The organism is Uliginosibacterium sangjuense (assembly GCF_059132465.1).
Map to the genome: position 1 here is coordinate 1,400,951 of NZ_CP101132.1, position 26,130 is coordinate 1,427,080.

General features: G+C 68.6%; 13 protein-coding genes. All 13 read right to left on the minus strand.

The annotated features are described in order from the left end of the window. Nucleotides 1-123: 123 nt before the first annotated feature. Nucleotides 124-1,731: an ABC transporter ATP-binding protein gene (locus NMB43_RS06440; RefSeq protein WP_494351326.1), complete on the minus strand. Its 1,608-nt coding sequence runs from the start codon at nucleotides 1,729-1,731 to the stop codon at nucleotides 124-126. After that, entirely contained in the window at nucleotides 1,728-2,789 is a 1,062-nt protein-coding gene (locus tag NMB43_RS06445; protein ID WP_494351327.1) for an ABC transporter permease, read from the minus strand. Before NMB43_RS06445 ends, NMB43_RS06440 begins: the two co-directional genes overlap by 4 nt. Before the next feature lies 1 nt (nucleotide 2,790). Then, nucleotides 2,791-3,831, minus strand: coding sequence for a microcin C ABC transporter permease YejB (locus NMB43_RS06450; protein WP_494351328.1), 1,041 nt, complete (start codon nucleotides 3,829-3,831; stop codon nucleotides 2,791-2,793). A gap of 2 nt (nucleotides 3,832-3,833) precedes the next feature. After that, nucleotides 3,834-4,256, minus strand: coding sequence for an endonuclease domain-containing protein (locus tag NMB43_RS06455; RefSeq protein WP_494351329.1), 423 nt, complete (start codon nucleotides 4,254-4,256; stop codon nucleotides 3,834-3,836). 223 nt (nucleotides 4,257-4,479) lie between these two features. Beyond that, nucleotides 4,480-6,315 carry an extracellular solute-binding protein gene (locus tag NMB43_RS06460; RefSeq protein ID WP_494351330.1) on the minus strand — a complete coding sequence of 612 codons (1,836 nt, stop codon included), beginning with the start codon at nucleotides 6,313-6,315 and terminating at the stop codon, nucleotides 4,480-4,482. Between the two features lie 87 nt (nucleotides 6,316-6,402). Further along, nucleotides 6,403-6,900, minus strand: coding sequence for a hypothetical protein (locus tag NMB43_RS06465; protein ID WP_494351331.1), 498 nt, complete (start codon nucleotides 6,898-6,900; stop codon nucleotides 6,403-6,405). 14 nt (nucleotides 6,901-6,914) lie between these two features. Beyond that, entirely contained in the window at nucleotides 6,915-13,901 is a 6,987-nt protein-coding gene (locus NMB43_RS06470; protein ID WP_494351332.1) for an eCIS core domain-containing protein, read from the minus strand. A 102-nt stretch (nucleotides 13,902-14,003) separates the two neighbouring features. Beyond that, the gene (locus NMB43_RS06475) at nucleotides 14,004-17,570 is read right to left on the minus strand and encodes a hypothetical protein (protein WP_494351333.1); all 3,567 of its coding nucleotides are present in this window, start codon (nucleotides 17,568-17,570) and stop codon (nucleotides 14,004-14,006) included. Between the two features lie 9 nt (nucleotides 17,571-17,579). Then, nucleotides 17,580-18,887, minus strand: coding sequence for a hypothetical protein (locus NMB43_RS06480; protein ID WP_494351334.1), 1,308 nt, complete (start codon nucleotides 18,885-18,887; stop codon nucleotides 17,580-17,582). 16 nt (nucleotides 18,888-18,903) lie between these two features. Next, complete coding sequence (locus NMB43_RS06485) at nucleotides 18,904-20,289, minus strand: hypothetical protein (RefSeq protein WP_494351335.1); 1,386 nt, start codon at nucleotides 20,287-20,289, stop codon at nucleotides 18,904-18,906. Between the two features lie 11 nt (nucleotides 20,290-20,300). Beyond that, a complete protein-coding gene (locus NMB43_RS06490; protein WP_494351336.1) occupies nucleotides 20,301-22,493 on the minus strand; it encodes an AAA family ATPase in 2,193 nt (730 codons plus the stop codon). Further along, nucleotides 22,483-23,955, minus strand: a complete 1,473-nt coding sequence (locus NMB43_RS06495) for a hypothetical protein (protein WP_494351337.1) — start codon at nucleotides 23,953-23,955, stop codon at nucleotides 22,483-22,485. Before NMB43_RS06495 ends, NMB43_RS06490 begins: the two co-directional genes overlap by 11 nt. Continuing rightward, entirely contained in the window at nucleotides 23,952-26,069 is a 2,118-nt protein-coding gene (locus NMB43_RS06500) for a phage tail protein (protein WP_494351338.1), read from the minus strand. Before NMB43_RS06500 ends, NMB43_RS06495 begins: the two co-directional genes overlap by 4 nt. Between the last annotated feature and the right edge of the window lie 61 nt (nucleotides 26,070-26,130).

Below are 26,130 nucleotides of genomic sequence, written 5' to 3' on the forward strand. Positions count from 1 at the left end.
GCGATGTTTCAGGCGGATTGCACGGGCGTCCCGCGACTTGAGCCAAAACAAGATTTCACGCGCCTTTGCGCGACAACGCGTGAGTCGGCCGATCGGCCGGAAGTGATAGGCCGATCCCGTTTCCTATAGCGGCAGACCGGCTTCGACCAGGGTGCGGGTATAGGGCTCGCGGGCCTGGGTGAGGATCTCGTCCACCGTGCCGCTCTCGACCACCCGGCTGTCCTTCATGACCAGCACGCGGTGCGCCATGGCGCGGATCACGTCGATGTCGTGCGTGACCAGCACGTAGGACAGGCCACGCTGTTGCTGCAGGCCGGCCAACAGGCTCAGCACCTGCTGCTGGATCGTCACGTCCAGCGCGCTGGTGGGTTCGTCGAGAATCAGGATGCGCGGCTCCACCACCAGGGCGCGGGCGATGGCGATGCGCTGCCGCTGGCCGCCCGAGAACTCGTGCGGGTAGCGTGCAAGCAGCGGTTCGCTGCGACCGTCCTCACTGAGGCCCACGTCCTGCAGGGCGGCAAGTACGCGTGTGCGCCGCTCGGCTGCCGACAGGCTGGGGGCGTGCACCTCCAGCCCTTCGCCGACGATCTGCTCCACGGTGAGGCGTGGCGAGAGCGAGGACAGCGGATCTTGGAACACGACCTGGATGTCGCGGCGCAGGGCGCGTTGCGCGGCGCGCCCGCGCGCCTGCCAGCGGCGTTCGCCCAGCCGAATCTCGCCCTGCGCGGGAATCAGGTTCAGCAGCGCCAGGGCGAGCGAGGTCTTGCCCGAGCCGGATTCTCCGATCACGCCCAGGGTTTCGCCCGGCGCCAGCTGGAAGCTGACGGCATCCACCGCGGTGAAGCGACTCTTGCGGAACCAGCCGGCGACGCCGGGGCGCGGGATCGCGTAGTCCACCCGCAACTGCTCGCCACTTAGCACCACGCCGCTGCCGGGCTGGCCCAGGGCGCGCTGCGGGCGGCTGTCGATGAGCTTGCGCGTGTAGGGGTGTTGTGGGGCCTGCATGACCTGGGTGCAGGGGGCGGCCTCGACGATATGCCCTTTCTCCATGACGACGACATCGTCGGCGAAACGCCGCACGAGGTTCAGGTCGTGGGTGATCATCAGCACCGCCAGGCCGCGCTCGCGGCGCAGCTCGTCGAGCAGGTCGAGGATCTGGTGGCGGATCGTTACGTCCAGCGCGGTGGTGGGCTCGTCGGCGATCAGCAGGCGCGGCTCGCAGGCCAGGGCCATGGCGATCATCGCGCGCTGGCGCTGGCCGCCGGAGAGCTGGTGCGGGTAGCTGTCGACGCGCCGCGCCGGTTCCGGGATACCCACGCGCGCCAGCGCGGCGATGGCCTGCTGGCGTGCCGCCTGCGGGGCGAGCTGCTTGTGCAGTTGCAGGGCTTCCATGATCTGGCGGCCCACCGTCATGACCGGGTTCAGCGCGGTCATCGGTTCCTGGAAGATCACCGCGATCTCGCCTCCGCGCAGTTGCTGCAGCTCGGTGGCCGACATGTCGAGCACGCGGCGGCCATCGAAGCGGATGCCGCCGCTCACCCGCGCGCTGTCGATGAGGCGCAGCAGGGACAGGGCGGTGACACTCTTGCCTGAGCCGGACTCGCCGACGATGGCGAGCTTGCGCCCGGCCTCCAGCGTGAAGCTGGCATCGAACACGACCTGGCGTGGGCCGAAGTGGATGTTCAGCGCCTCAACCTGCAGCAGCGGTGCCAGGGTGTGAGGGGTGTTCATGCGGCGTCCTCCGCCAGCAGCTTGCGCGGGTCCAGCGCGTCGCGCAGCGCGTCGCCGATCAGCACCAGCAACAACAGGGTCAGCACCAGCACGCCGACCGTGGACAGTGAGATCCACCATGCGTCCAGGTTGTCCTTGCCCTGCGCCAGCAGGGCGCCGAGGCTGGGCGTGTCGGGTGGCATGCCGAGACCGAGGAAGTCCAGACTGGTCAGCGCGCCGATGGCACCCGCCATCTCGAAGGGCACCAGGGTGACGACCGGCGTGAGGCTGTTGGGCAGGATGTGGCGGAAGATGATGCGGCGCCGGCTCTGGCCCAGCGCGCGTGCGGCGCGCACGTAGTCCAGCGTGCGGTTCTTGAGGAACTCGGCGCGCACGTAGGCGGCGATGCCCAGCCAGCCGAAGGCGGCGATCAGTAGCACCAGCAGCCAGAAACTGGGCGAGAACAGGGCGGAGAAGATGATCAGCATGTACAGCGTGGGCATGGCGCCCCAGATCTCGGCGCCGCGCTCCATCGCGATGTCGGTCCAGCCCGCGAAGAAGCCCTGGATGGCGCCGTAGCACACCCCCATCAGGGTCGTGATGACGCACACCAGCAGGGCGAAACAGACGGAGATGCGGAAGCCGTAGAGCAGGCGCGCGACCATGTCGCGCCCGCGGTCGTCGGTGCCCAGCAGATTGTTGCCATCGGGTGCGGAGGGGCTGGGAGACTTGGCGAAGTAGTTGATCGTGCTGTGGTAGTACGGGTTCAGCGGGAACAGTGCGAAGTTGCCCTCGCGTGCCAACTGTTCGCGGATGAAGGGGTCGTGATAGTCGGTCTCGCTGTCGAAGTCGCCGCCGAAGGTGGTTTCGGGCAAGGTCTGCGCGAGGGGGAAGTACCACTGGCCTTCGTAGCGCACCAGCAGCGGCTTGTCGTGCGACAGCAGTTCTGCCGCCAGGCTCAGCGCAAACAGCAGGCTGAACACCAGCAGGCTCCAGTAGCCCAGGCGATTGGCGCGGAAACGGCGCCAGGCGCGACGCGCCGGGCTTTGCGAGGGCAGGGCAGGGGTGGTCTCGGTCATCTCAGTCATACTTCACCCGCGGATCGACCCACAGGTAGGTGAGGTCACGGATCAGCGTCGTGACCAGCCCGATCAGGGTGAACAGGAACAGACTGCCCAGTACCACCGGGTAGTCGCGCCGGATGACGGATTCATACGACAGCAGGCCCAGGCCGTCGAGCGAGAACAAGGTTTCGATCAGCAGTGAGCCGCCGAAGAAGGCGCCCACGAAGGCGGCCGGGAAGCCGGTCATGATCGGGATCAGCGCGTTGCGGAACACATGGCGCCATAGCACCGTGCGGTCCGACAGGCCCTTGGCGCGCGCGGTCAGCACGTACTGCTTGCGGATTTCCTCCAGCATCGCGTTCTTGGTCATCACGGTGATCACCGCGAAGCTGCCCAGGACCATGGCGGTGACCGGCAGTGCGATGTGGCGCAGGTAGTCGAACACTTTGCCGGCGAGGCTGAGCGTCTCCCAGTCGCTGGACACCAGGCCGCGCAGCGGAAACCACTGCACGAAGCTGCCGCCGGCCAGCAGCACCAGCAGGATCACACCCATCACGAAACCGGGAATCGCATAGCCCAGCAGCACGAGAAAGGTGCTCGCCAGATCGAAGCGCGAGCCGGCGCGTACCGCCTTGGCGATGCCCAGCGGTACCGAGATGCCGTAGGCGATGAGAAAGGTCCACATGCCGAGGCTGATCGACACCGGCAGCTTCTCGCGGATGAGCTGCCACACATCCTTGTTGTGATAGAAGCTCTTGCCCAGGTCGAAGCGCATGAACTGGCCCAGCATCTGGAAGTAGCGCTCGTGTGCCGGCTTGTCGAAGCCGTACAGCGCCTTGATCTCGGCAATGCGCTCGGCATCCACGCCCTGCCGCCCGCGATACCCCGCACCACCCTGCGCAGGGCCTTCGCCCGCCGCATTGCGCCCCTGCAACTGCGACACCATCTGCTCCACCGGCCCGCCCGGCACGAACTGGATCACCACGAAGGTGATGGTCAGCACACCCAGCAGGGTGGGGATCATCAGCAGCAGGCGTTTGAGGATGTAGGGCCACATGGTCAGTGGGCACTCCCGGTATGCAGGCATAGATCAGCGAAAACGCCGGCCAGATTGTGCATGACGTCGTGATTGGTGTAGCGGACCACACGGATTCCGAATCGAGTCAGCTCGGCTGTACGCCGAACATCGTAATCAGCCTGCGCCGCATGGCTGTCGCCATCGACTTCGATCGCGAGTTTCAGTTGCGCGCAATAGAAGTCGACGATGTAGTGACCGATGGGTTTCTGGCGCAGGAACTTCAGATGGGCAAACTGGCGATGGCGCAGCACCTTCTGCCAGAGAAGCGTTTCGGCAGGAGACGGATTCTTGCGGTTATTGCGTGCCAGTTCGGTGAGCTTCGGATCGTAGGGCAGGAATGATACGTCTGGGTTGTTGCTACCATTCCTCAACCCCTCCCCAGCCGAAGGATCGGGTTTGCACACCCGATCCGCTCCAGGGGCGCAAGGCAGCGCCTTGCGAATTCCCCCTTCCGCCCCCTTGTCAGGGGAGGGGGCATGAGGCCCCGGCTCCGTTGCGGCCGGTCCCTGTGGGACGGAGCCCAACCTTACGGTCCCGCAAGGTGCTGGCAGCGTGGCCTCCCCCCCTGACAAGGGGGGGCTGGGGGGGGTTAGAGCTATGGGCTTCATGCGTGTCATCACAAAGCTTTCACCTTCTCACCGCACTCGTGGCCCACCAGCTCGCCACCGCCCAGTTGTCGGGCTGGTAGTACTTGGGCATCACCGTGGGCTGTTCGAACTTGCCGGCGCGCCAGCTCACGCGGAAAGTCTGGGCGTACCAGTGCGGCACGAAGTAGTGGCCGAAGCGCAGTACGCGGTCGAGTGCGCGCACGCGGGCGACGAGTTCCTTGCGCGTGGTGGTGGCCACGATCTGGTCGACCAGGGCGTCGACCGCCGGGTCGCGCACGCCCATCAGGTTGCCGGAGCCTTCCTGCTCGGCCGAGCTGCTTTTGAAACGATCCTGCAGCTCGGCGCCGGGGGCTTCGCTGCCGACCAGGCGCACGCTGGTCACGTCGAAGTCGAATACGTCCATGCGTTTCTGCAGCAGGGCGAAGTCGGCCAGCTTGTATTCGGCCTGTACGCCCAGCTTGGCGAGGTTCTGGATGTAGGGCGTCACGATGCGTCCCATGCTGCCGCCGCTGTCGAGGAACTCCAGCGTGAAGGGCTCGCCCTTGGCGTTGCGTAGCGCGCCGTCGCGGAAGGTCCAGCCTGCCTCGGCAAAGAGCTGGCGTGCCTGGCGCAGGTTGGCGCGCAGGCTGCCCGGTGGCGTGGTGCTGGGCGGTAGGGGTACCGGCTGGGTGAAGACCTCAGGCGGCAGCTTGTCGCGCAGCGGCTCCAGTACCGCCAGTTCGTCCGCGCCGGGCAGACCGCTGGACTCGAAGTCGCTGGCATTGAAGAAGCCGCGCACCCGGGTGTAGCTGTTATAGAAGAACTGGCGGTTCATCCACTCGAAGTCCATGGCCAGTGCGATGGCGCGGCGCACGCGCGGGTCCTTGAGCTTGTCGCGCCGCGTGTTGAGCAGGAAGCCCTGAAAGTCGCCGGCATTGCCATGCTTGAGTTCGCGCTTGATCAGCGTGCCGTTCTCGAAAGGTTTGCCGACGTAGGTGCGTGCCCACTCGCGGGCGATGAAGACCTGGATGTAGTCGAACTCACCGGCCTTGTAGGCCTCGGTCTGCGCGGTATTGTCCTTGTAGATCTTGTAGGTGACGTGGTCGAAGTTGTAGAGCCCGCGCCGCACGTTCAGATCGCGTGCCCAGTAGTCGCTGCGCCGCTCATAGGTGATGTCGCGGCCGAAGTTCATGCGCCCGATCTTGTACGGGCCGCTGCTGATCGGCAGGTCGGTGACGATCTGGTCGAAGGGCTTGCCCGCGCCCCATTGACGCGAGAACACCGGCAGGCCGCCCACCATCAGCGGCAGCTCGGCGCTGGGGCGCTTGAAATCGAAGCGCACCAGGCGCTCGCCCAGCACCACGGCCTGTTTGACATCGGCATAGATGTTGCGGAATTGCGGCGCGGCCTGCTTGCTCATCAGGCTGTCGAAGCTGTGCTTCACATCGACCGCCAGCACCGGTGAGCCATCGTTGAAGCGTGCCGCCGGGTGGAGGCGGAAGGTGGCCGACAGGCGGTCCGGCGCCACGCTCACGTCCTCGGCGAGCAGGCCGTAGGCGGTGGTGGGCTCGTCCAGCGAGCCGGTGAGCAGGCTCTCGAACATCATCTCGCTGAGGTCCGGCGGCGCCGTGCCCTTGAGCGTGAAGGGGTTGTACTTGTCGAACTGGGTCACGCGCGTGGGCGCTACCAGCCGGATCTCGCCGCCCTTGGGCGCGGCCGGATTGACCCAGTCGAAATGGCTGAAGCCAGCGGGATACTTGATGTCGCCGAACTGCGCGTAGGCGTGGGCGGCGAGGGCCTCAGGCAGATGGAATACGGTCAGTGCGCAGCAGATGTGCAGCAAGGGCTGGAGCAGGTGCGTGGCGCGAAAACGCATGTTCCGGGGCTTCTCTCGGCGGTTGCGACGGTATGGGCGCAATGCTAACCCAGGCTGCGGGCTGTGACACGGCGGCAGGCACGAGGTTCATTTGCCCTGGGCCTGGGCAGGGGAACAGGCCTGCAGTCCGGGTACGACGGACTGCATCTCGAGCGCGATATAGCTCGTGCAAACCAGGATCGCGAACCAGCTTAGGACCGTGACTACGGAAACCGTGGCCGGCTGTTTCTTGAGGAATTTTTCCCATCCCAAGCTCGCGTGCCCAAGCGCGTTTTCGAGTTTCTGAAGGTAGGCCCCCATTTCCCGAGCCCGAATGTACCGAGCTAGCGCTAGGAGGCCGATGACCGCCGTGGCGACGGTAGGTATCCACCAGGCGCGTATGGCAAGCGGGGCGTCAACAGGTAGCTTGGCGCACAGTGTTCCGCCGCTCGTCCCCAGCGCCTCGGTGGCCAACCAGGCAAATACACCCGCTGCAATCACCACGCAGTACTGAACGAGTTGTTCTGTCTTGGTGATCATGGTCGTCACCTCGTCGCGAATCTGCTTGAACTCATCGAGGTGAAAGTCGAATTGGGATGGCTCCATGCGTCACCTCGCGTTCAGAAGATTTCCGTGCCGATCTGGCCGATGAGGGATTCGGCGTCGATCTCCGGCACCTCGAACTCGATGTCCTCGGTGGAGATGGAGAAGGGCTCGCCCTCGCGGTAGCTGACCGGGAAGCGCACACCGAACTCGTAGTCGGCGCCGACCTCGTAGGCGGCCAGCTCCCAGGTCTCGTCGTAGATGTCGGCGCCCAATGCGGTGACAGCGACATAGCCTGAGATGTCGAAGCGGAAGCGGGGCGCCGCGTGCAGTGCTGCGTCGGCGTCGATCTGCAGGCCCTGCGAGGGCATCCAGTCGACATGCACGCTGGCTTCGGCCGCACCGGCGATGCCCAGCGCGCCGCCCAGCTCGATGCCGCCAGTGGCACTGGCGCCGGTGATGCCCAGTCCCACGCCGGCGCGCGCGCCCAGGCGCAGCCCGGCGTCGGCCGGCACGTTGAGGTGCGCGTCGCCGGTGACGTGGGTGTCCTCTTCGCGCTCCGGGTTGTACTCGATGCCGATGCGCGCCTCGTCGAGTTCGCCAGGGCCGATGCCCGCCGTGGCGCGCAGGTTGCCGCCAACCTCGGCGACGACGCCGGGCACGATGGGAATCTGGGTGGACAGCGAGAACAGCTCGCGGTCGATCTCCTGGCGCGGGAAGATCTCCAGCGTGTCGGGCAGACCGATCTCGCCGGACACGGTGCATTCGCCATTGGGCGCGAAGCGGATGCCCGCGGTGCCCTGCAGCCAGGGGGCGATCTGGATCGTGGCGGAGCCGCCACCGTAGACGATGATCGGCGCGTCTGGCTCGGCCGGGCCGGTGGGCTCGCCACTGGCGTCCAGCGCGCGGTTGGTGGCGCCGACTTCGGCGGTGCCGGACAGCATGCCGCGTTCGAAGCTGCCCTCGAACGAGGCGTCGAAAGCGCCATCGTCATAGGCCACGGTGAGCGTGGAGTCGACGCCGGGAATGGCCGGCTGGGCAGTGCCGGTCGCAGCCACGATCCAGCGATCCGCAGGTTTGCTGAGGGTGACGTCGATGGAGCCGGAGCGGATGGCCGCGTTCTCCTCCAGTTCCAGGTTGCCACCGATGACCAGGCCGTTCTCTTCCGCATAGCTGACGCGCAGGCCGGCCTGGCGCACGCCGGGAAGGTCCGGGTCGACCGTGCCGCTGGCCTCGAAGCTGCCGGCTGCGTATTCCATGTGCAGGTTGGCCGCTCGGATGCCGCGGATCTTGTCGGGCGTGTCGATGCCGATGTCCCCGGCCAGGCTCAACTGGTCGTCTCGGTATGCCATCGTCACGCTGGCGCGGTCGAAGAGCTGACTGTCGAAATCGAAGCTGCCTTCCAGCGCGAAGCCTCCGCTGGTGGAGGCCGTCGCGCCGAGGAAGCCGGCACCCAGGCGATCGACCGAGAAGTCGGCGCGACCTTCCAGGCCGAGGCCGCTGCGCGTGCCGTAGAAGACGCTCAGGTCACAACTGTCCATGTGGAAGGGGGCGGGCAGGGCCAGCTCATCCATCGAGAAGCTCTTGTAGACCTGGGCCTCGTCGCCACTGATGCGGATGCGGATGTCGGCGTCGGCGATCAGGGGCACGGTCGGCAGCACCCGCCCTTCGCCGTTGAGGCCGGCGCGGCTCAGCGTGACCTCGCCCATCTCGATCGGGCTCATGCCGGGCAGGCGCAGGCTGTTGCGCACGCCCATGCTGACGCTGGCGGGGTCGACGTAACCCGCGTTGAGCCCGGGCACGCGTTTGACCGTCCAGCTCTGGGCAGGATAGTCGGGCGGGACGGCCACGCCGGATGCACGCGCCGCACCGCTGCGCGCCTTCAGCACGTCGACGCTCAGCGTGCCCAGGCTGTCTCCGGTGGCGTCGTCGGTGGGCGTCCAGGACACGAGGTCCACGCGCGGAATCCAGTCGCGGCGCGGCGTGCGCACCGAGGGTAGGGGCTCGCCACCGGACATGGACGGGAAGATGGCGGGCGAACTCGCGCGCCCCATGCGGCTGCGCTCGGCGGCGCGCATCGGGCGCAGCATCGCGCTGTGCTCGCCATCGAGCACTTCCTGTCGCGACCAGAAGCGGCTGCCATTGGCCGAGCCATCGTGCGGCAGGGTCCAGCGCAGGGCGGCGTAGCTGACGCGGTAAGTGTTCTTGACGTTGCGCCAGGTCGTCGGCGCGGGGATGGTGGTGGCTGTGGGGTTGGCCGTACGCAGTGCCTCCAGGCCGCCCTGCATCGTCTCGCGGATTTCATCGGCGATTGCGCGGCCGGCGCCCATGTTCGCCTCGCCTTCCAGCAACTCGTAGTTGCTGTCGGCGTCTACGCCATCGAGCTGCATCTCGCGTACGTGGTCGACCTGGAAGTTGGTGGCGCGGGCGCGCTTGTCCCAGATCGGGATTTCGATGCGCGGGCGCAGCGTGTCCTCGGTGCCGAACAGCAGGAAGTCCGGGTCGCGGTTCAGGGTCAGGAAGTAGAGGGTCTGCCCGCTGCTGTCGTCGACGGCGCCGGCCGTTTGTGCCGCCGTCATCAGCTCGGTGAGGCGGGTCTGCGCCGATCCCTGCACGGCAGCGCGCCACAGATTCGTCTGGTCGGTGGCCGGGCGGGCGCCCTGGCGCACCGGCAAGGGCGTGGGGAACAGCGTGGAATTGCGCTCCTTGAGTGCCGGCAGGCGGAGGGTCGGCAGGCTGAAGCAGCGGTTGCCGGCATCGGTGCATAGGCTGGCGCCGGCATAGGGGCCGCTGGCCACGCTGAAGCAGTTGCCGCCGGCGGCGGCCGTGGCCGTGGGCGAGGTGGTGGTGGCGCAGCGCATCAGGGCCTCGGGGCTGCTGCCGGATTGCTGCACGACGTGCGCCAGCTCGTGCGCCAGCAGTGCGCGGCCTTCCTCGGTGTCGGGGCGGAACTCGCCTTCCGCGAAAGCGATGTGCTGGCCCACCGTGAAGGCGCGCGCCGACAGGCGTTGTGCTTCTTCTGCCGCTGCGGCACCGGTGTGGATCTGCACCCGGCTGAAATCCGCCTGCATGCTTTGCTCGAAATGGCCGCGCGTGGCTTCGTCCAGCGGCTGGCCGATGCCGATGGCGCGCCCAGGGTCGCGCGCGGTGGTGGCCGCGCCGCCGGCTGCGCTGTTGGCGGATACCGCGCGCGGCTTGCGTGGATCGGTGGCGCCTTCCGTGGCCTCCGTCGCGGTCTCTGCGGGGGGCGATTCGATCACCGCTTCAGGGGCGTTCTCCTCGGCCTTCTGCTTGACGCTGTCGTCGCCGGTCGGTTTGGTTTCCGTCTTTTCGCCGCCCTTGCCCATGATGCTGGCCATGACTTCGCCGACATCGATCTTGGGCGTCTGGAACTCCGGGCGACCGAAGCGCACCTTGTTGGTGGCGCTGTTGTAGCCGGCGGAAATCTTGGCCGAGAACGAGATTCCGGGGTCCAGCTTGTACTCGGGGCCGTCGAATTTCTTTTCCCACAGGGTGACGGTCTTGACGAGCAGATTGGCCTCGGCGAAGAGCTTGCCGTTGACGCCCACCGACAGTACCGGTTTGAGGGACGCGGTGACGTCACTCTCCACGTCCAGGCCATCGGCATAGCTCCAGGTGAATTTCGGATTGGCCTCGATCGTCGGTTCAACCCCGGCCTTGCCCTCGATACCTACGCTGCCGCCCACCGAGGCGACGCCCGCATCGAGTGAGAGGCGCGCGTTGATGTCAGCCGCCAGGCCGGCGTAGGCTGGCACCTCGAACTTGGCGCTGCCGCCGAACGACAGCTTGTCGAGGGTGACCTCAGCCGGATTGAACTCCTTGACCTCGACGCTGATGTTCTTGAACGCGCCCGGCCCGACCCAGGCATCGCTGTACAGCCCGCCCTTGAGCGAGAGGTTGAGGCCCACCGCCACGCCGCCGACCGAGATACCCAATCCGGGTACCGGGATCTTGGGCGAGGTCATGTCGAACAGGGTCTTGCGCGAGTCCTCCCCCTTCGGATAGCGCTCGAAGACCTTGGCCTCGGCCTTGGTGATGGTGCCGGCGATGCGGATGCTGCCGTCCTTCTTGAGCTTGATCGTGGCATCACCGGTGATGGTGTCGGTCAGCTTGGCCTTGAGCTTGCCCGTGCCGTAGACGACGAACTCCTTGCCGCCACCCTTGCCGAGCGGCTTGCCATCTTCGTCCGCGCCGCCGTTGGTGACGCCGATGCTGATCGAGCTGCCGGAGAAGACCTTGCTGTCCTCGTAGGTGAGCTGGCCATTGAGGTCGACCAGGCCATCCTTGTAGCTGCCGCCGAAGCTGCCGCTGAGGCCCTTGGGCAGGTCGGGGACCGCGCTGGCCTTGCCCTCCAGCGACCAGTCGCCGGCGGCCTTGGCCAGTGTCATGTCCAGGTGGCCGCTTTTGATGCCGGGCAGTTTTTCCAGCTCGGCTTTGCCGTTGATGCTGAAGTTCTCCTCGTTCTGGAATTTCGCATCGGCGGTGAAGCTCTTGACGCCGGGCACGTCGGTCTCGGCATTGCCCGAGGCGGTGAAGGTCTGGCTCAGTTGGGTGTAGGCAACGGTCAGCTTGGCCGACTTGATGCCCTTGATCTTGCCCGGCTTGGAAATCTCCAGCTCGCCCTTGGCGCCGAACTTCTCCTTCTCGCTCCACGAGGCGGTGATGGCCGCCTTGTCGAACAGCTCGCTCTGGAAATCGACCTTGCCCTCGACCGACAGCCCGTTGCCCTGCGAGAAACTGGCCTTGAGCGTGCCATCGGCCACGTTGGTGATGGTAAAGAAGATGTCGCCGCCCAGCTTGAAACCATTGGTCACGGAATAGGCGGCCTCGACCGTGGCCTCGTCGACTTCCACTCCCGGCGCGGAGAGATTGATCTGGTCCGAGCTGAACTGGATGAAGAACTCGATATCGTCGCCATCGAGCCGCACCATGATGGGGGCGTTGAGCAGCGGGATCGAGGGCGTGAGCTGGCCTTCGCCGAGTATCTTGCCGTCCTCGATCAGGATGTCGTCGAACTCGACCGGGCTCAGGTTCTCGAAGTGCAGCGCCTGCTTGCCGAGCTTGGAGGGGTAGCCACGGTACTTGCCATCGCCGGTGAGCGTCAGCGTGACATCCGGCTTCGCATGCTTCCAGTTCTTCGGCAGGTTCCAGGTAGCGTCGAGCGAGCCGACGGTGCCAGTGCCCTTCTTGGCAGCCTCGGTGATGCTGAGGTTCTTGAGCGTGAGGCCGGAGATGGCTGATTGCGCCGTGCCGCTGATCGGGAAACTGCCGGTGCCGCTCTTGTGCGCGATGCGCTGGATCACGATGCCGCCTGGTGCGTCGGCGAGCAGGAACTCCTTGTCGGTGCCTTCCTCGTCGACGTCCGGCGCCTTCTCGGCGCTTTCAAGCGGCTTGGCGTCCTTGATCTCGGTGAGGTTCCACCACGCGCTGTCCGAGGCGTCGGCGCCGGTCTTGAGGTTCGCCTTGACGCTGCCGAAGACCAGGTCGTGGTTCTTGAGGAAGGTCTTGCGCTTGGGCTGCGGGGCCTTGAAGCTGTTGAGGTAGGCGTCGACCTTGGTGTAGATGCCAGCCCGGATGGCGCCACCCGAGCTGCTGTTGCTGGGCTGGTCCAGCAGCTCCATGTTCTCCAGGCTGTTGCCGGTACCCGTGCCGTTCTCGCCCGACACCTGCAGCTCCACGATGTGGTCGACCTGGAAGCCGTTCTTGACCGGCTTACCATGGCGCGTCCAGGTCGGAATCTTCAGCAGCTTCTGCAGTTGCTTGATGCTCTTGGATTGCGGCTTCTTCTTGTTGCCGAGCTGCAGCTTGAAGGACTCATCCGCATCGTCCGGCACGTTGGTGAGGCCACGCCCCTTCAGCTTTTCGCGGATCTTGCCTTCGGTGATCGTGATGCCCGCGTTCCACACCCCGACCTGGGCCGGGTTGCCGCGCGTGTAGCCGCGTTTGCGCTTGAGCGGGACGCCTTGGTAGTAGGTCAGGTGGCGTGCCTTGACGGCCGGCACATCGAGCGTGTCCAGCGCCTTCAGCGCGGCCTCGGTGGCGGCTTCGTTACGTGGTTTGTACTTGCTGTCGAGGTCCGGATCGACCTTGCGCGCGATCACCGGGCCGGAATCCTGGTGCTGTACCACGTGCGTGAGTTCATGGGCCAGCAGGGCGAGGCCCGCCTTGCTCTCTGGCTGGTAGCGCCCGTGTGCGAAGAAGATGTCGTTGCCAGTCGTGAAGGCCAGTGCGCCCAGTTGCTGGCACAACTGATGGGCGCGCGCGTCCTGGTGGATGCGCACCTGGCTGAAATCGTGCCCGAGCTGGCCTTCCATGCGCGCACGCACGTCCTCGGCCATGGGTTCGCCCTGGCCGAGCTGGGACTTGATCGACAGGCTGGGATCGGTACCGCGCTCGGGCTCGCTGCCGCCGCTTTCCTCGGGCGGCGGGGTGCTGCCGTTCGGGCGCGATTCCTGTTGGGCCACGGCGCGTGAAACCGGCGTCGTGTCCTGGCGCCCGGTGGGGCCGGCGGCGGGCGTCTTGGCCGTGGGTGCCGCAGCGGCTGGCGTGCCGGTTTTGCCGGGCGCGCCCGCTGCCGCCTCCGGCCCGGCGGCCCCGGCGGGCTGCTTGCCCTTTGTGGCGGCGCCTCCCGCTCCACCGGCCGGGGCCTGCGCCGGGTCGAGCGCGCGGCTGACATGCTCGGCCACCGCATCCGCTTCCCGCTCGGCCGCGTCGCCCGGTTCGCTGACCGCCAGCTTGGCACGCACCGCCATGCGGTCGAAGCGCTGCTGGCTGGCGGCATTGCCTTGCGTGCCACCCTTGCTCTGCGCGTTCTGGCCCGCCTCCTTTCCTGGCTCCTTTCCTGCCTCCTTGCCCGCTTCCGCAGCGCCTTTCTGCGCTGGCCCCGCTTTCGCCTCGGGGGGCTTGGCGCCGGGCGCGGCGGAGTCCGCGCCGCCCTTGCCGCCGGCAGCATTCTTGTCGCCTGCAGCCTTGGATTTGTCGTCCTTGGCGGGTGGCGGGGTGGCGGGTTTCTTCGTGTCGGTGGCGGGCGCTGCAGCGGGCATGGCGATCCTTTCCCTCAGACGTCTGTGCGCTGATCGTCAGCACAGCGGCGTGCTGGCCGGTGCAGCAGCACCGGATGCGTCTCACGAAGGGGGCGACACCGATCACGCACCGCCATTGATCTCCAGGAACACGATGTCGTCATAGTCGTTGGCGTCGATCTGCAGCGCTCGCAGCAACTGCTCGCGGTCATGCGTGCTGAGGGCTTCCGCGACCTGCCGCGTGGGGCCGGGCGCGGGGCGGCCAGCGGCCACGAGCGCTTCGACCACCGCTTTCAGCCGCGCCTGCGCGCCGGCATCGGGCGCCGCTTTTGGAGTGGCCACCGTCACGCCGTTGAGCGGGGCGGTGCTGGCGATCGCTGCAATGAAGTCGGCCAACGTGTTGCCCTGCGGCACGTCGTTGATGAAGAGCATGTCGGTGCGCGGATTCTGCGCATTCAGGAAGTGGTTGCCCGGGCCACCGGCGCCCGCGCGATCCCAGTTTGTGTAGATCAGCAGTGCCTTGCGGGTGACCGCTGCACTGCCTTGCGTGACGACCAGGAAACCGCCCTCCATGGCGCCATCAGACAGCGGTGGCGAGACGGCCTGCAGGCGCGCGAGCGCGCCGTCGCCACGCACCGGCGGGGCAGTGATCTCGCTGATCTGGTCGAGCATGCTGCGCAGGCGGAAGTGGTTCTGCCAGCCCTGACCGGTGGTGGGCGCTTCTTCCCAGTAGCGGCCGAGCACCACTTGCGGGCCAGGGTTGGCCTGACGCCACATGGCTTCGATCTGGGCCTCGCTTTCCTCGGCCACGGTGCTCTCGTCGCGATAGCGCAACACCCCCACGCGCTGGAACTTGTAGCCAGCGAGCAGCTTGGTGTCGTTGCGGTCCAGGGCGTCCTGCAGTGCCTTGAGCGCGGCAGCATCGGGGACCTGGATGTGCCAGGTCTGGAAGGCCTCAAGCGCGGGCTTGATCGGCGCAGTCGGGATCTGCGGACAGCACAGGTGGGTGCGGGCGCGGCGGAACATCACCCAGTCCAGCACGGCTCGCACGCGCTCGGTGATCGGGGTGTCGAGCGTGGGGAACAGGCGGCGGCGCGCGCGGGCCAGGAAGGCGGGGTCGTCGGCTGCCTCGGCGATGGCGATCAGCGAGTTCATCGCGGCGGCGCCGATGGCGCTGTCCAGCGCAGGCATGGCGGCCAGGCCGCTCATTTTCAGCAACTGCTTGCGTGTGGCGGTGTCGTGCGTGACCGAAGCGCCCGCGGTGTAGCTGCCCCCGGTGTTGAGCTTCTCCAGGCCGCTGGAATTTCCGCTGCGCATCATCTTCATCACCACCGCCTCGGTGGCATCGTCATCCAGCACCGACATGGTGGCGATGCGCGGTGTGCTTTGCCAATCGAAGAAGTTGGGGCTGGTGGCGGGGTCGTGGTTGGCATCGTCGAGGATGAATTCGCCGTCGGCGGCCGTGCCCTGGCGGATCAGGCTGATCCGGCCGCGCGAGGCGGTGGCCTTGCCCTCGGCGTCGACCATCACCAGGGCGAGCTGGGCGATGCGTTCGCTGCGCCCGTTGTTGAGTGGGCGGTCGAACAGTGCAGTGAGCTGGCCATTGATCTGAACGATGGCTTTGCCCATCGCCAGTTCGCCGCTGAGCGGAACGCTCGCGTTCAAAGGCAGGTCCAGCGGGTCGCTGGCGATGTCACCGGCGACGTAGAGGGAGACTTCCGAGAAGGACTGGAGCTGTTTCTTGAACGTGCCGTTCGGATCGAGCTCGGGGTACTTGTCGATCATGGCGCGCATCTGCGCCACGATGTCGTCGATGTCGAGGTGACCGACCAGGGTGAAACCATAGCTGCCGTCCGCACGGCCCTCGGTGCGCGCCAGCCCGAGCACGCTGCGCTCGCTGATCGACATCATCAGCTTCACGAGTTGAGCCCTGAGCTTCGCCAGCGTGTCCGGGTCCAGCGCGGCGGCTGCGTGGGCAGCGGTTTCGGTGCCGTCGGCATTCGTGTTGATCTTGAGCTTGCGTGTGCTGTTGTCGGCCGCGCCATCGGCTGTCGCAGCCTTGGCTGCCTCGCTCTTTGCCAGCTCTGCCTGGCTAGCCTGCTCCGGTATCAGCTCGCGTGCGGCCGGCGCGCTTTGGTCCAGGCTGCCCTCCTTGGCGACCGACAGGCCGAGGTCGAAGGCGCTGATGGCGGTGAAGGCCATCTCGACCTGCCACCACTCGCCCGGCGCGGCCTGCTGCACGCCGTAGGCCTCGCCATCGGGCACGAAGATTTCCACATCCTCGATGCGCGTGGCATCGTCCAGGCCGCGCGTCAGCGAGATGCGTTCCATGTGCTGTGCTTCCTCGACGAGATGCGCGATCTCGTCGTGGCGCACCGCGTGGTAGTGCAGGCGCACGCCTTCGCCGAACATGCGCGAGAGCTGCGTCTCCAGCGCCTGCTTGCCAGGCACGACCGGCAGGTAGCCGGCCGGCGGCAGTTCGACGAAGCCGGCGTTGAGCAGCAGGCGGTTCTTGGGCAGCGCGCCCTGGCCCAGCTCGGCCATGTTGAGCGTCTCGGAGATTTCGTACAGCTCCGCGTATGACGCCTTCACCTGGTCGGCCACGCTCTGCGCATCCTTCTTCAGCGCCTTCTCGCCGAACTGCTTGAGGATCTTCTGCGTGCCCGCGCTGTACTTCTTGTGCAGGGCCTCGATCTCCTTGCGCGTCTTGTCGAGCAACTGGCGCAAAGCTTCGCAGTCGTCGGGCGGGTTGATCACGCCGCCGCTGCCGTCGAACAAGCCAGCGAGCTGGCACTGGAACTGCAGGATCTGCGCCACGAACACGTTCCACGGCCGCATCGCCATGCGCCCCTGCCAGTAGCCGCGTGCCTGCGTGTCCATGCGCTCGCGGCGGCCACTCCAGGCGTCGATCACGCGGTTGACGCCGCCGTCGCGCACCAGCAGGCCGATGACGACCTCGTCGCGGCCGTACAGGCTGGCCGGGTTGCACCACAGGTCGCTGGCCAGACCGGCGCTGGAGAGTGCGCTGGGGGTGAGCCAGGGTTCGGCGGCGAAGTAGGCCGAGGCCACGCGGTTGCGCAGGTGTGTGCTGGAGAAGGGAATCGCGCTGCTGACTGGCAGCTTGAGGCTGATCGGGCGCAGGCGCAGTACCACGCCTTCGCGCCAGTAGGGGTGTTGCGAGCTGCTGACGCAGGCGCTCTCGCACAGCTTGCCGTACACCGCCTCGTTGCCGCACAGGCCTTCCACCGGGCCGACCGTGATCTCGTAGAGGTTGAGCCCGCTGCTCTCGGTGAAGCCGGGCTTGCCCTTCTCCAGGCAGTCGTCGAACTCGCTGTTGCCGCTGACCGGCGCGGGCGCGGCGACTTCGATCAGCTCGGCCAGGTCGGCGCCGAAATCGCCGGTGGCGAGCACGAAGTTGCCGGCCGCAGTGATGGCCAGGCCGGCGCCGATCTGCAGCTCGTTGCCCTTGAGCCCGATGCCCAGGCCATTGACCACGCCCCAGCCGCCCGCGATGTTGGACAGCCGCGTGCGTGCACGGTGGTAGTCCTGCTCCAGCGCGAAGGCGTCGGCGCGCAGGAATTTGCCGTCGAAATAGTGCAGCCGCGTCAGCGGGCTGGCTTGCTCGATGAAGCTCACGCCATCCTTGGCTGAGAGCTGGACGACGCCTTCCGTGAGTTCCTTGTTGCCCATGGCATGCCCCTAGATCGAAAGAGTGGTGGTGAGGTTGCGGCCGTCGCTGTCCGGGTGAATGGCGCCGGCGGGGATGAGGTTCTTGCCCAGCAGCGGCGTATTGCCGGTGCCGATCACAGTGATGCGCAGACGCTGCCCGCTCGGTGCGCGGTCCAGCGTGAGGCTCACGCTGGGGGCGGCGGGATCGTTCTCGTCGTAGCTTGCGCCGCTCAGCGTGAAGCCCTGCCAGCCCTGCGTGGCGTCGAACTCGCTGGCGGTGAAGGCTGCATCCGCCACGCTGGCGGCGGCCAGGGCCTGGTTGAACACCAGCGTGAGCGTGCTGCCGGCGAGGCTGGCGCCTGCCGGCAGCAGCACCGGGCCGGCGGCAGCCGGGGCCGGGGGCGGTTCGGCCAGCAACAGGTCCTGCAGCAGTGCGGTGGGCAGCAGGTTGCGGCGCGCGGCGAAGTCCATCGCATCGACGGCGACTGTCCAGTTCTCGCCATCGGGCGTCACCCGCACGCCGCTGAGGCGGGCCAGGGTGAGGCAAGCCGCGGACTCGTCGGCGCCCAGGTCCGGTGCGAAGGGGGAGGTCGCCGCCGTGGCGCGGGCGATCAGCTCGGCCAGCAGCGTGCGCCGCGCGGCTTCCTGCTGATCGGCCGGCAGGGCCTGGATGGCGGCGAAGCGGTCGATCAGCCATTGGTCGTCGGGCAACGGCTTGCCCTCGGGGTCGCGCGCCGCCTCTTCCAGGCCCAGCCACATGCGCAGCAGGTGGTGACTGCCGGGCGCGGCTGCAGCTCCCGCATCGACATGGCGACGCAGGCCCAGCGTGACCGTCTCGCAGATGCGTGAGTGCGCGATGTCGGCGGCATCTCCCGCGCAGGGCTCGGCGATGGCGGGCACCGGGCGGTCCAGGCAGTTGGCGTAGCAGGCCACGATGTCGAGATCGAAGGCGTCCTCGCCCGGCACGATGTCTTCGAAGTCCTCATCGTTTCTGTGCTTGGCCCACCATAGCGCGAGATTCACGCAGCGCGCCGAGTCCAGCCACAGGTCACGACCCAGGATGTCGATGGCATATCCAGCATCGACCCGCAGCTCGAAGTTCGTCGCGTCGAAATCGACGGCAAAGCCGGCCACCACGCCCGCACCATGCAGCAGGCGCTGGTGGCGACGCAGGCGGCCGACGTGGAAGCCTTGCTCGGCGCGGAAGTCCTCCACGCCCAGCAGCATGCCGAAGTGGTAGTTCGGCGCGCACTGCGGGCTGTCCGGCAGTTCGGCCGCGCAGCGCTCACCAGCCGGCAGGCCGCTGCAGGAAGAAGAAGGAAGGTCGGCGGCATTCATCGTGTGCTCTCCTGGGTCAGAACAGGGCGCTGCTGCGCGACATGGCGGCGGCGCGTACCGCGACGGTGTCGCGCTGGGCGCTCAGGGCGGCCGCCGCCTGCTGCAGGGCGCGCTGGCCGCCAGCCGCCTTGCGGGCATCCTCGCGTGCGCTGCGCAGGGCGGCTTCCAGCACCAGTTCGGCGTTGTTCATGGCGTTCTCCAGGTCACCCGGGGTGGGCGAGCCGGCGAGCTTCTCCAGGCGTGCCACCGCGCCGTCCAGGGCATCCAGCGCCTCCCACAGCGCATCGGGTATGCCGGCGAACCATTCATCGAGCAGTGCGCGGTCGGCCGCGGCAAGGGCGGCGTAGTCGCTGCGGGCGGTCGCCAGGTCGCCCAGCTTGGCGTCCAGGGCGGCGCGCTGCGCGCTCAGCGTGGTGGCATCGAGCTGCGCCACGCTCTGGTCCGGTTCGGCCTTCATGGCCGCGTGCAGGGCCGTGTCGTAGGCCACCTGCACGGCGATCACCGCGTGTCGCGCCTCATCCACAGCGGTGAGCTTGGCCAGCGTGTTCTCGCGCTTGGTCTTCTTGCCGCTGTCCTGCAACAGCTCGTGCTGCCAGCGGCTCAGGATGGGGTAGGTGGCGGGTGGGTTCGGCGCCGGCAGCGCGGCCAGGCGGGCCAGGGTGGCGCGGTCCACGCCGGCCTGGGTGGGGGCATCGGCCACCGCCTGCAGGGCGGCCACGGCGGCGTCGAAGTTGCGCTGGGCGACGGCCAGGGCGCCAGCGGAGGCAGCATGGGCGGGCACTTCCACCTGGGCCGCGCTGGCCGCGATGTCGCGCACCAGCCGGGCACGCTCGCGCACGCGGGCCAGCAGGTTCTTGCTGGCCGTCCCACTGGTGGGGAAGCCATGTTCCACGCGTGCCACGGCGGTGGCCTTGTCGGCGGCCAGCGCGGCGAGGATGTCGGGGATGAACTGCTCCAGGTCACCCCCGGGCTTGAAGCGCGCGGCCAGCGCCTGGCGGGCGGTGGCCGCGGCATCCTCGCGTGCCAGCGTGGTGCTGGCCGCGGCGGCCTCGGCGGTGAGCGCCTGCACCGTCTGCTCGGTGGCCTGCAGATCGGCGCGCAGCAGCAAGAGCTGGGTCGCCCCCTCGGTCAGCGTGGCCTGGCTGGCACGCAGGCTCACCAGCGCGGCCTCCATCGCGTCGAGCAGGGGGTCGCCGTCGGCCGGCATGGGGATGCTGGCCAGCGCGCGGCGCGCGGCGGCGACCGCATCGCTGTGGCTGCGCACCTGGTCGGCCGTCGCGCGCTGTGCCGCCTCGGCGGCCAGCAGCGCGCTGCGCAGGCTGGCCTGGCGTGCCTGGGCGGCGCTCAGTGCGGTGGTAAGGCGGGTGACTTCGTCGCTCCAGTATTGCTTCAGGCTAGGCATGGCGGCTCCTTTCAACGCGCCGGCGAGGGCGTGGCGGAAGAGTGGGAAGAGGCGGGAGAGAGGGAGGGGGCGGGAACTGCGTCGGCCTGCCCGGCGGGCCACTGCGTGTGCGGCGGGAAGCCGGGGTGGGCGCGCCCGGCCTTGTCGTATTCGCGCTCGATGGCGAGCAGGAAATGGTGTTGCTGGATCTCGCGCCCGCTCGCCGCCGCGAGGAAGGCGGCGGACAGGGCGGCGTTCTTGATCTGCGCACCGCTGATCGGGTACCAGGCTGCCAGCTCGGCGAGGTCCACCGTGGCGGCCAGCGGCGCGGCGGCCGGCAGGTGCAGGCGCCACAGGGCTTCGCGGGTGCTGGCGTCGGGCTCGGGGAACTCGACGATGTACTCGAAGCGGCGCGTGAAGGCCTTGTCGAGGTTGGAGCGCAGGTTGGTGGTGAGCACCGCCACGCCCTCGTAGCGTTCCAGGCGCTGCAGCAGGTAGGCGGTTTCGAGGTTGGCGTAGCGGTCGTGCGCGTCCTGTGTCTCGGTGCGCTTGGCGAACAGGGCGTCGGCTTCGTCGAACAGCAGCAGCGCGCGCGAGCGCTCGGCGATGTCGAACACCGCGGCGAGATTCTTCTCGGTCTCGCCGATCCACTTGGAGACCAGCGCAGCGAGGTCGACCACCAGCATGTCCACGCCCAGGGCGCGCGCCATCACTTCGGCGGCCAGCGTCTTGCCGGTGCCCGGCGGGCCGAAGAACAGCATGCGCACACCGCGTCGCTCGGCACGCCCCTGGGCAAAGCCCCAGTCGTCGAGCACGGTGATCTGCTGCAGTACGCGGCGCACTGCCGACTGCAATTGGGTGTGCGCCGTGTGCGGCACCAGCAGGGCCGTCCAGTCGGCACGCGGCAGCACGCGCTGGATGCCGGGGCGGCTGTACCAACTGGTGCGCGCGCGGATGCAGGCACCGACTTCGTCCACCGCCAGCGGCGCGTCGCCCAGCGACTGGCGCAGGCCCAGGTCACGCACCACGTCGCGCGCGTCGTCGGGGTCGATCGGGTAACGCGCGGCGAGCAGCCCGGCCTGGTTGCCCAGTTGCGGCAGCAGGGTCTGCCACAGGGCACGCCGGGCAAGCGGCGTGAGTGCCTGGACCGGCAGGCGGATCAGCGGCAGGCCGAAGCTCGCCACCTGGCGCTCGCTGCGTGCGCTGGTGAGGACGGGCAGGGCCCAGTCCAGCGCGGGCAGGCGCAGTTCGCGGCTGTCGTCGCCATCGTCCTGGCGCGACTCCAGCCACAGGCAGGCCTGGTGCATGAAGGCCGCGGTGTAGGCCGCCCCACATTGCGCGAGGTGGGCCTGGCCTTCCAGGCCATCACTGAGGCTGCGCATCGCCACCACCTGGGCGGCGCCGAGCAGGGCGCGCACGCGCGTGGCGCGCATCGCGGCCTCGCCGCCGATCAGCATCACCTGGCAGGGCAGGCCGCGACGCAGCGCGGCCACAGCTTGCTGCACCACACCCTCGGCCAGCCAGTCGGCCAGGCCCGGTACTTCGGCATAGCCGCTGACGAGCTGCGCATCATCGAGTTGCGGTGCGCGGGCCATCAGTGCCGCCCACACACCGGGGCCGGCCACCAGTGCGCGGCTGTGCCAGGGGCCGCTGCCTTCCAGGCGCACCAGGCCCATCGCGGCGATGGGCGAATGGCACAGCAGATCCTCCATCGCGTCGCGCACCGCGAAGGGCTGGGCCAGCGCGAGTTGGCCTCCATCGCTGGCTTCCCACTCCAGCCAGTGCAGCGCCAGCGCGCCGGTGGGCAGTGGCAGGCCTGCCGGATGCAGCAGGCGGCACAAGGTGGCGAAACCCTCATGGGCCTCGGGCAGGCAGGCCAGCAAGAGCAGGTCTTCCAACAATCGTGCCCCGACCGGCGAGCGCGACATCGCTGCCAGGCGCAGCAGTGGATGGTGGGACGGCGGCGGGGCCACGGCCGCGGGCTGGCTACGGGCGAAATCTTCGGCGAAGGCCAGGGCGGGGAGCAACGCGTCGCGTGCCGGCTCGCCCAGGCCGCTGACAGCGGGGGCCTCCGCCTCGCTGAAGCGCGCGGCCAGGCTGCGCGCCAGGCGCAGGCCAACAGCGGCCAGCGCGCGCCGTGTGTGGCTACGCAGTTCGGCCGTCAATTGCTGGCGTGCGGCGACAGCGTCAAGCGGCACGCCAGGAGCAGGGGAGTCATTCGTCATAGACGATCCTCAGCACGCAACCCAGCCAGGGCAACCAGCCGGGGTCCAGGTCCAGGCCCAGGCGACGGATGCGGGTATCGGCCTGGTCCAGGGGGAGGTGGAGTTCGATCCAGCCGGCCTCGAAGCGCAGCCGGCCGGGGCGTTGGCACACGGCAGCCAGGCGCGGGGCAGGCAGGTCCGGTGCGGCCTCGTCCAGCCAGGCGGACCAGGCGACGACCTGCATCGCGGCCCATTCCGCCGCCAGTGCGCGCGTGGCCTCATCGGCTTCGTTGCGCGGGACTTCTCCACCGCAGAAGGCGCGCAGCGCCGGGTCTTCGGGCGGAACGCCCAGGGCTTCTCCCAGGCTGCGCAGCAACAGCGCCAATGAGGGGGACGCGCCGTGCGCGGCCTGTTGCGCGGCCAGCCAGTCGAGCATGCCGGTGGCCGGCAGGCGGCCCAGCCAGAACAGGGCGCCGGCCCAGTGCGTGGGGCTCCACTCGTGGGTGGCGTCGGCTGCGGGCAGGGCTGGCAAGGGGGGCAGCTCGGCGGCGCGCGCGGTGGGCGGGATGGTGGCGCCGGCCTGGGCATCCTGTGCTGCCGGGCGGCGTGCTGGGATGGCCGGCAGCAGGGCACGCAGTTCAGCCTGCACCGCGCGCAGTCGCAGCGCTTGCTGGGTGGCTGTGAGGGCAGGCGCGGGCCAGGCGAGGGCAGCGATCAGCACGCTCAGCACAGGTGCATGGCGTGCTGCGAAATGGCTGCGGGATTCGGCCCACCCGAGCAGGCTATGGACCTCGTCACTGGCTTCAAGCAACAGATTGGTCGCGTCGGCGGTGGTGGCTTCTGCCGGCAACGCTAGCTCTGCCGCGGCAATGCTCAACGCATAGCCCGCGCTGCGCGGGCTGGCGCGCAGCAGGCTCAGCCAATCGCCCCGCGGCAGCACGCGCAGTACCGCGCTCAGCGAGGCGGTGGCGGGCTCGCCCTGGATCAGTCCATGCAGCACCGGCCAGATCAGGGCGGGCTCGGCCAGCAGCACGCGCAGGCCGTGCCCCAGCACCTCGGTGGGCGACAGGCCATCACGCGGAATCAGGCCCATGCGCTGCCAGGCCCATTGGCGCGTGGTCTCGCCCAGCGCACTGCGGTACAAGAGGTCGGTCAGTGCGGCGCGGCGCTGCGGATAGTGGATGAAGTCGGGGCTGTCGGGCCGCGCCACGGCGCGTTGCAGCGCCTCGCGCAGGGCCTGTTGCCATTGCGCGGCGATGTCGGCGTCGCTGGCATCCTGCCGCCAGCGCAAGGCGAGCGGCAGGTAGCGGATCAGCAGCCATTCCTCGGGGCCGACGAGGCCGGCGGTGAGCGCCTCGCCGTCGGCCTGCGCGAGCCCGTCCACCCATTGTGCGCAGCGTGCCTCGTCCAGCGTCGCCGGGCCGTGGAAGCGGTTCTTGAGGAGCTCGATGGTGAGCGCCTCGCGGCGCAGCGGGGCGTTCATTCCGCGCTCTCCTCGAGGGCGGGCCTGCCCAGCAGGAAGCCGGCGCCCAGCGCGGCCTCACCCAGGATGGCGGTGTCGAAGCCGGCCGATTTGCCGACCACCGAGGAGATGCCCACATGCGCGCCGACCCCGGCCCGCATGCTGGTGGCCGAGGTGCACAGCGTGAAGTCGGTATGCGCCGGCTTGTGGTGTTCGATCAGGCGGCGCACGCACGCGAGCTGCGCGTCGCTGAGCGCGGCCACCACGGTGACGGTGAAGCGGTGCGCGAAATCGTCGAAGTCGACGGGTTCGGTATCCGGCAAGGCCGTCGGTGCCACTTCGCCGATCATGCCGCCGATACGGTAGCCCACGCCCAGTACGGCCTGCGAGGCATTGACCTCGGGATTGCCGACCACGCCACCGCCACGCAGGCGGAAGTGTTCGATGATGATGACCTCGGCCCCGGTCAGCACCTCGATCATGCGGCGCAGGCTGGCCAGCGTGCCGCGCGTGCGGAACAGCGTGGCCGCCTCCTGGATCATCTGCCGCTGCGCTGCTTCGGGCCAGCACGGGTCCAGCACCAGGGCGACGAAGCCGGCCAGCCAGGACAGGGCCGCGCCCGGCGCGATGCGCGCGTCGAGCAGGCGGTGGCGCGTGCTGGAGACAGACTCCCATTCGTCCAGCATGGCCGCGATGGGCATCAGGTAGCGGAACAGGAAGTCGCGCGCGGCCGGCTCGCGCCACAGCGTGCGCGGCAGCTTGGCCAGCAGTTCGTGGCCGGGGAACTCGACGCTGGCGGCCCGCAGGCGCGGGCTCTTGCTGCGCGTGCCGGTCAGCTCGAACACCAGCCACAGGTAGCGGCCCGGCTCGACCATGACGGGCGCATCGTAGAAGGCGAAGCCCTCGGCCGGCACGGGTGACAGTGGGCGCTGCGAGGGATCGCGGAACAACTGCTGGGCCGGGCCGGCGTAGTGGTCCCAGGTGCGTTGCGACAGCACCGGCACATCCGTGCCTGCGCCGAGACCGTCGATGGGGTCGGTGAAATCCAGCTCGTCGCGGCTGAAGGCGCGGAAGCGGATCGTGGTGCCGGGCGGAATGCAGGCCTCCACCGTGATGCGGCCCCAGCGGCTCTGGTCATGGCCGGAGTCCAGCGCGAAGCCGAACACGCGACCGTCCTGCTTGTAGTGCATGCGCGCCGGCGCGGCGTGGCGCAGGCCTTGCGCCGTCCAGTAGGCGATGCGGCCATCGGGTGCCAGCGCGATGCCGCGCCCGTCGTAATGCGGAGCGCTGAGGCCCGGCTGCAGCGTGGCCTGGGCGCTCAGTAGGCGGAAGCGCAGGAACTCCTCGCCAGGGCGCTGCGCCAGGGTCAGCAGGGCACCGAACTCAGCATGCTCGGCTTCGCAGACGAGGTCGGTGGCGAAGGGCACGGGCCAGCTCTTGGCCAGGTGCAGGGCCTGCAGGCGGGCGTCGAACTTGCCGGCGCCGACGATCACCCAGGCCAGGCGACCGCCTTGCGCACCGGTGCACACGGCCAGGCGATCGGCACCGGCGATGGCCGGCCAGTCCAGGCGCAGCGGGGTGTCGCAGGGGGCGAGCTGCCACACGCTGCCGTCTTCCAGCAGCACGAAGACCTCGGCGCCGCAGGCGGCCACGTCCAGCGGGGCGAGTGCGAACTCGATGCGACGTGCGACCTCCTGCTGCCAGGTGTCGATGAGCCACACGGCTTTGGCGTCCGGGTCGGCCACGTAGAGGTAGTCCGCCGTGTCGGCCGCCAGGGCCAGCGGGCGCTGCGGCAGCGCGCCAGTGGGCTGGCCGTCGACCTCGGTGCCGGCGGCGGTGATGAGGAAGGGGAAGGGCGCCGTGGCATGCACGCCCAGCGTGCTGGTCTCGCCCCAGGGCACGTAGTCGACGAGGCCGTCTTCGGGGCGCGGGTGGAACAGGCGGCAGCGCGCGTCGAAGGCCGGCCCGGCGAAGCCGCCCGTGAAGGTGCCGCTGGCGCCTTCGCCCGAGCTCGGCGCGGGCAGGCTTTGCAGCATGACTTCGTCATCGACCAGCACCGTGTCGTGCAGCGCACATTGGCGCCACTGCGCGGGGCCGCGCATGACCAGGGCGCCGGATTCAGGGATCAGGCGCATGTCAGCACGCCTCCCGGTTCGTCGGCGCGGAGGCCGGGGTGTTTGCGTAGGATGGGTGGAG

Bases quoted from the DNA above. Each gene is read 5' to 3' on its own strand.
- NMB43_RS06445 (WP_494351327.1), bottom strand. From the start codon at position 2,789: ATGACCGAGACCACCCCTGCCCTGCCCTCGCAAAGCCCGGCGCGTCGC.
- NMB43_RS06485 (WP_494351335.1), bottom strand. From the start codon at position 20,289: ATGCCTAGCCTGAAGCAATACTGGAGCGACGAAGTCACCCGCCTTACC.
- NMB43_RS06480 (WP_494351334.1), bottom strand. From the start codon at position 18,887: ATGAATGCCGCCGACCTTCCTTCTTCTTCCTGCAGCGGCCTGCCGGCT.
- NMB43_RS06450 (WP_494351328.1), bottom strand. From the start codon at position 3,831: ATGTGGCCCTACATCCTCAAACGCCTGCTGCTGATGATCCCCACCCTG.
- NMB43_RS06490 (WP_494351336.1), bottom strand. From the start codon at position 22,493: ATGACGAATGACTCCCCTGCTCCTGGCGTGCCGCTTGACGCTGTCGCC.
- NMB43_RS06495 (WP_494351337.1), bottom strand. From the start codon at position 23,955: ATGAACGCCCCGCTGCGCCGCGAGGCGCTCACCATCGAGCTCCTCAAG.
- NMB43_RS06500 (WP_494351338.1), bottom strand. From the start codon at position 26,069: ATGCGCCTGATCCCTGAATCCGGCGCCCTGGTCATGCGCGGCCCCGCG.
- NMB43_RS06475 (WP_494351333.1), bottom strand. From the start codon at position 17,570: ATGGGCAACAAGGAACTCACGGAAGGCGTCGTCCAGCTCTCAGCCAAG.
- NMB43_RS06465 (WP_494351331.1), bottom strand. From the start codon at position 6,900: ATGGAGCCATCCCAATTCGACTTTCACCTCGATGAGTTCAAGCAGATT.
- NMB43_RS06470 (WP_494351332.1), bottom strand. From the start codon at position 13,901: ATGCCCGCTGCAGCGCCCGCCACCGACACGAAGAAACCCGCCACCCCG.
- NMB43_RS06440 (WP_494351326.1), bottom strand. From the start codon at position 1,731: ATGAACACCCCTCACACCCTGGCACCGCTGCTGCAGGTTGAGGCGCTG.
- NMB43_RS06460 (WP_494351330.1), bottom strand. From the start codon at position 6,315: ATGCGTTTTCGCGCCACGCACCTGCTCCAGCCCTTGCTGCACATCTGC.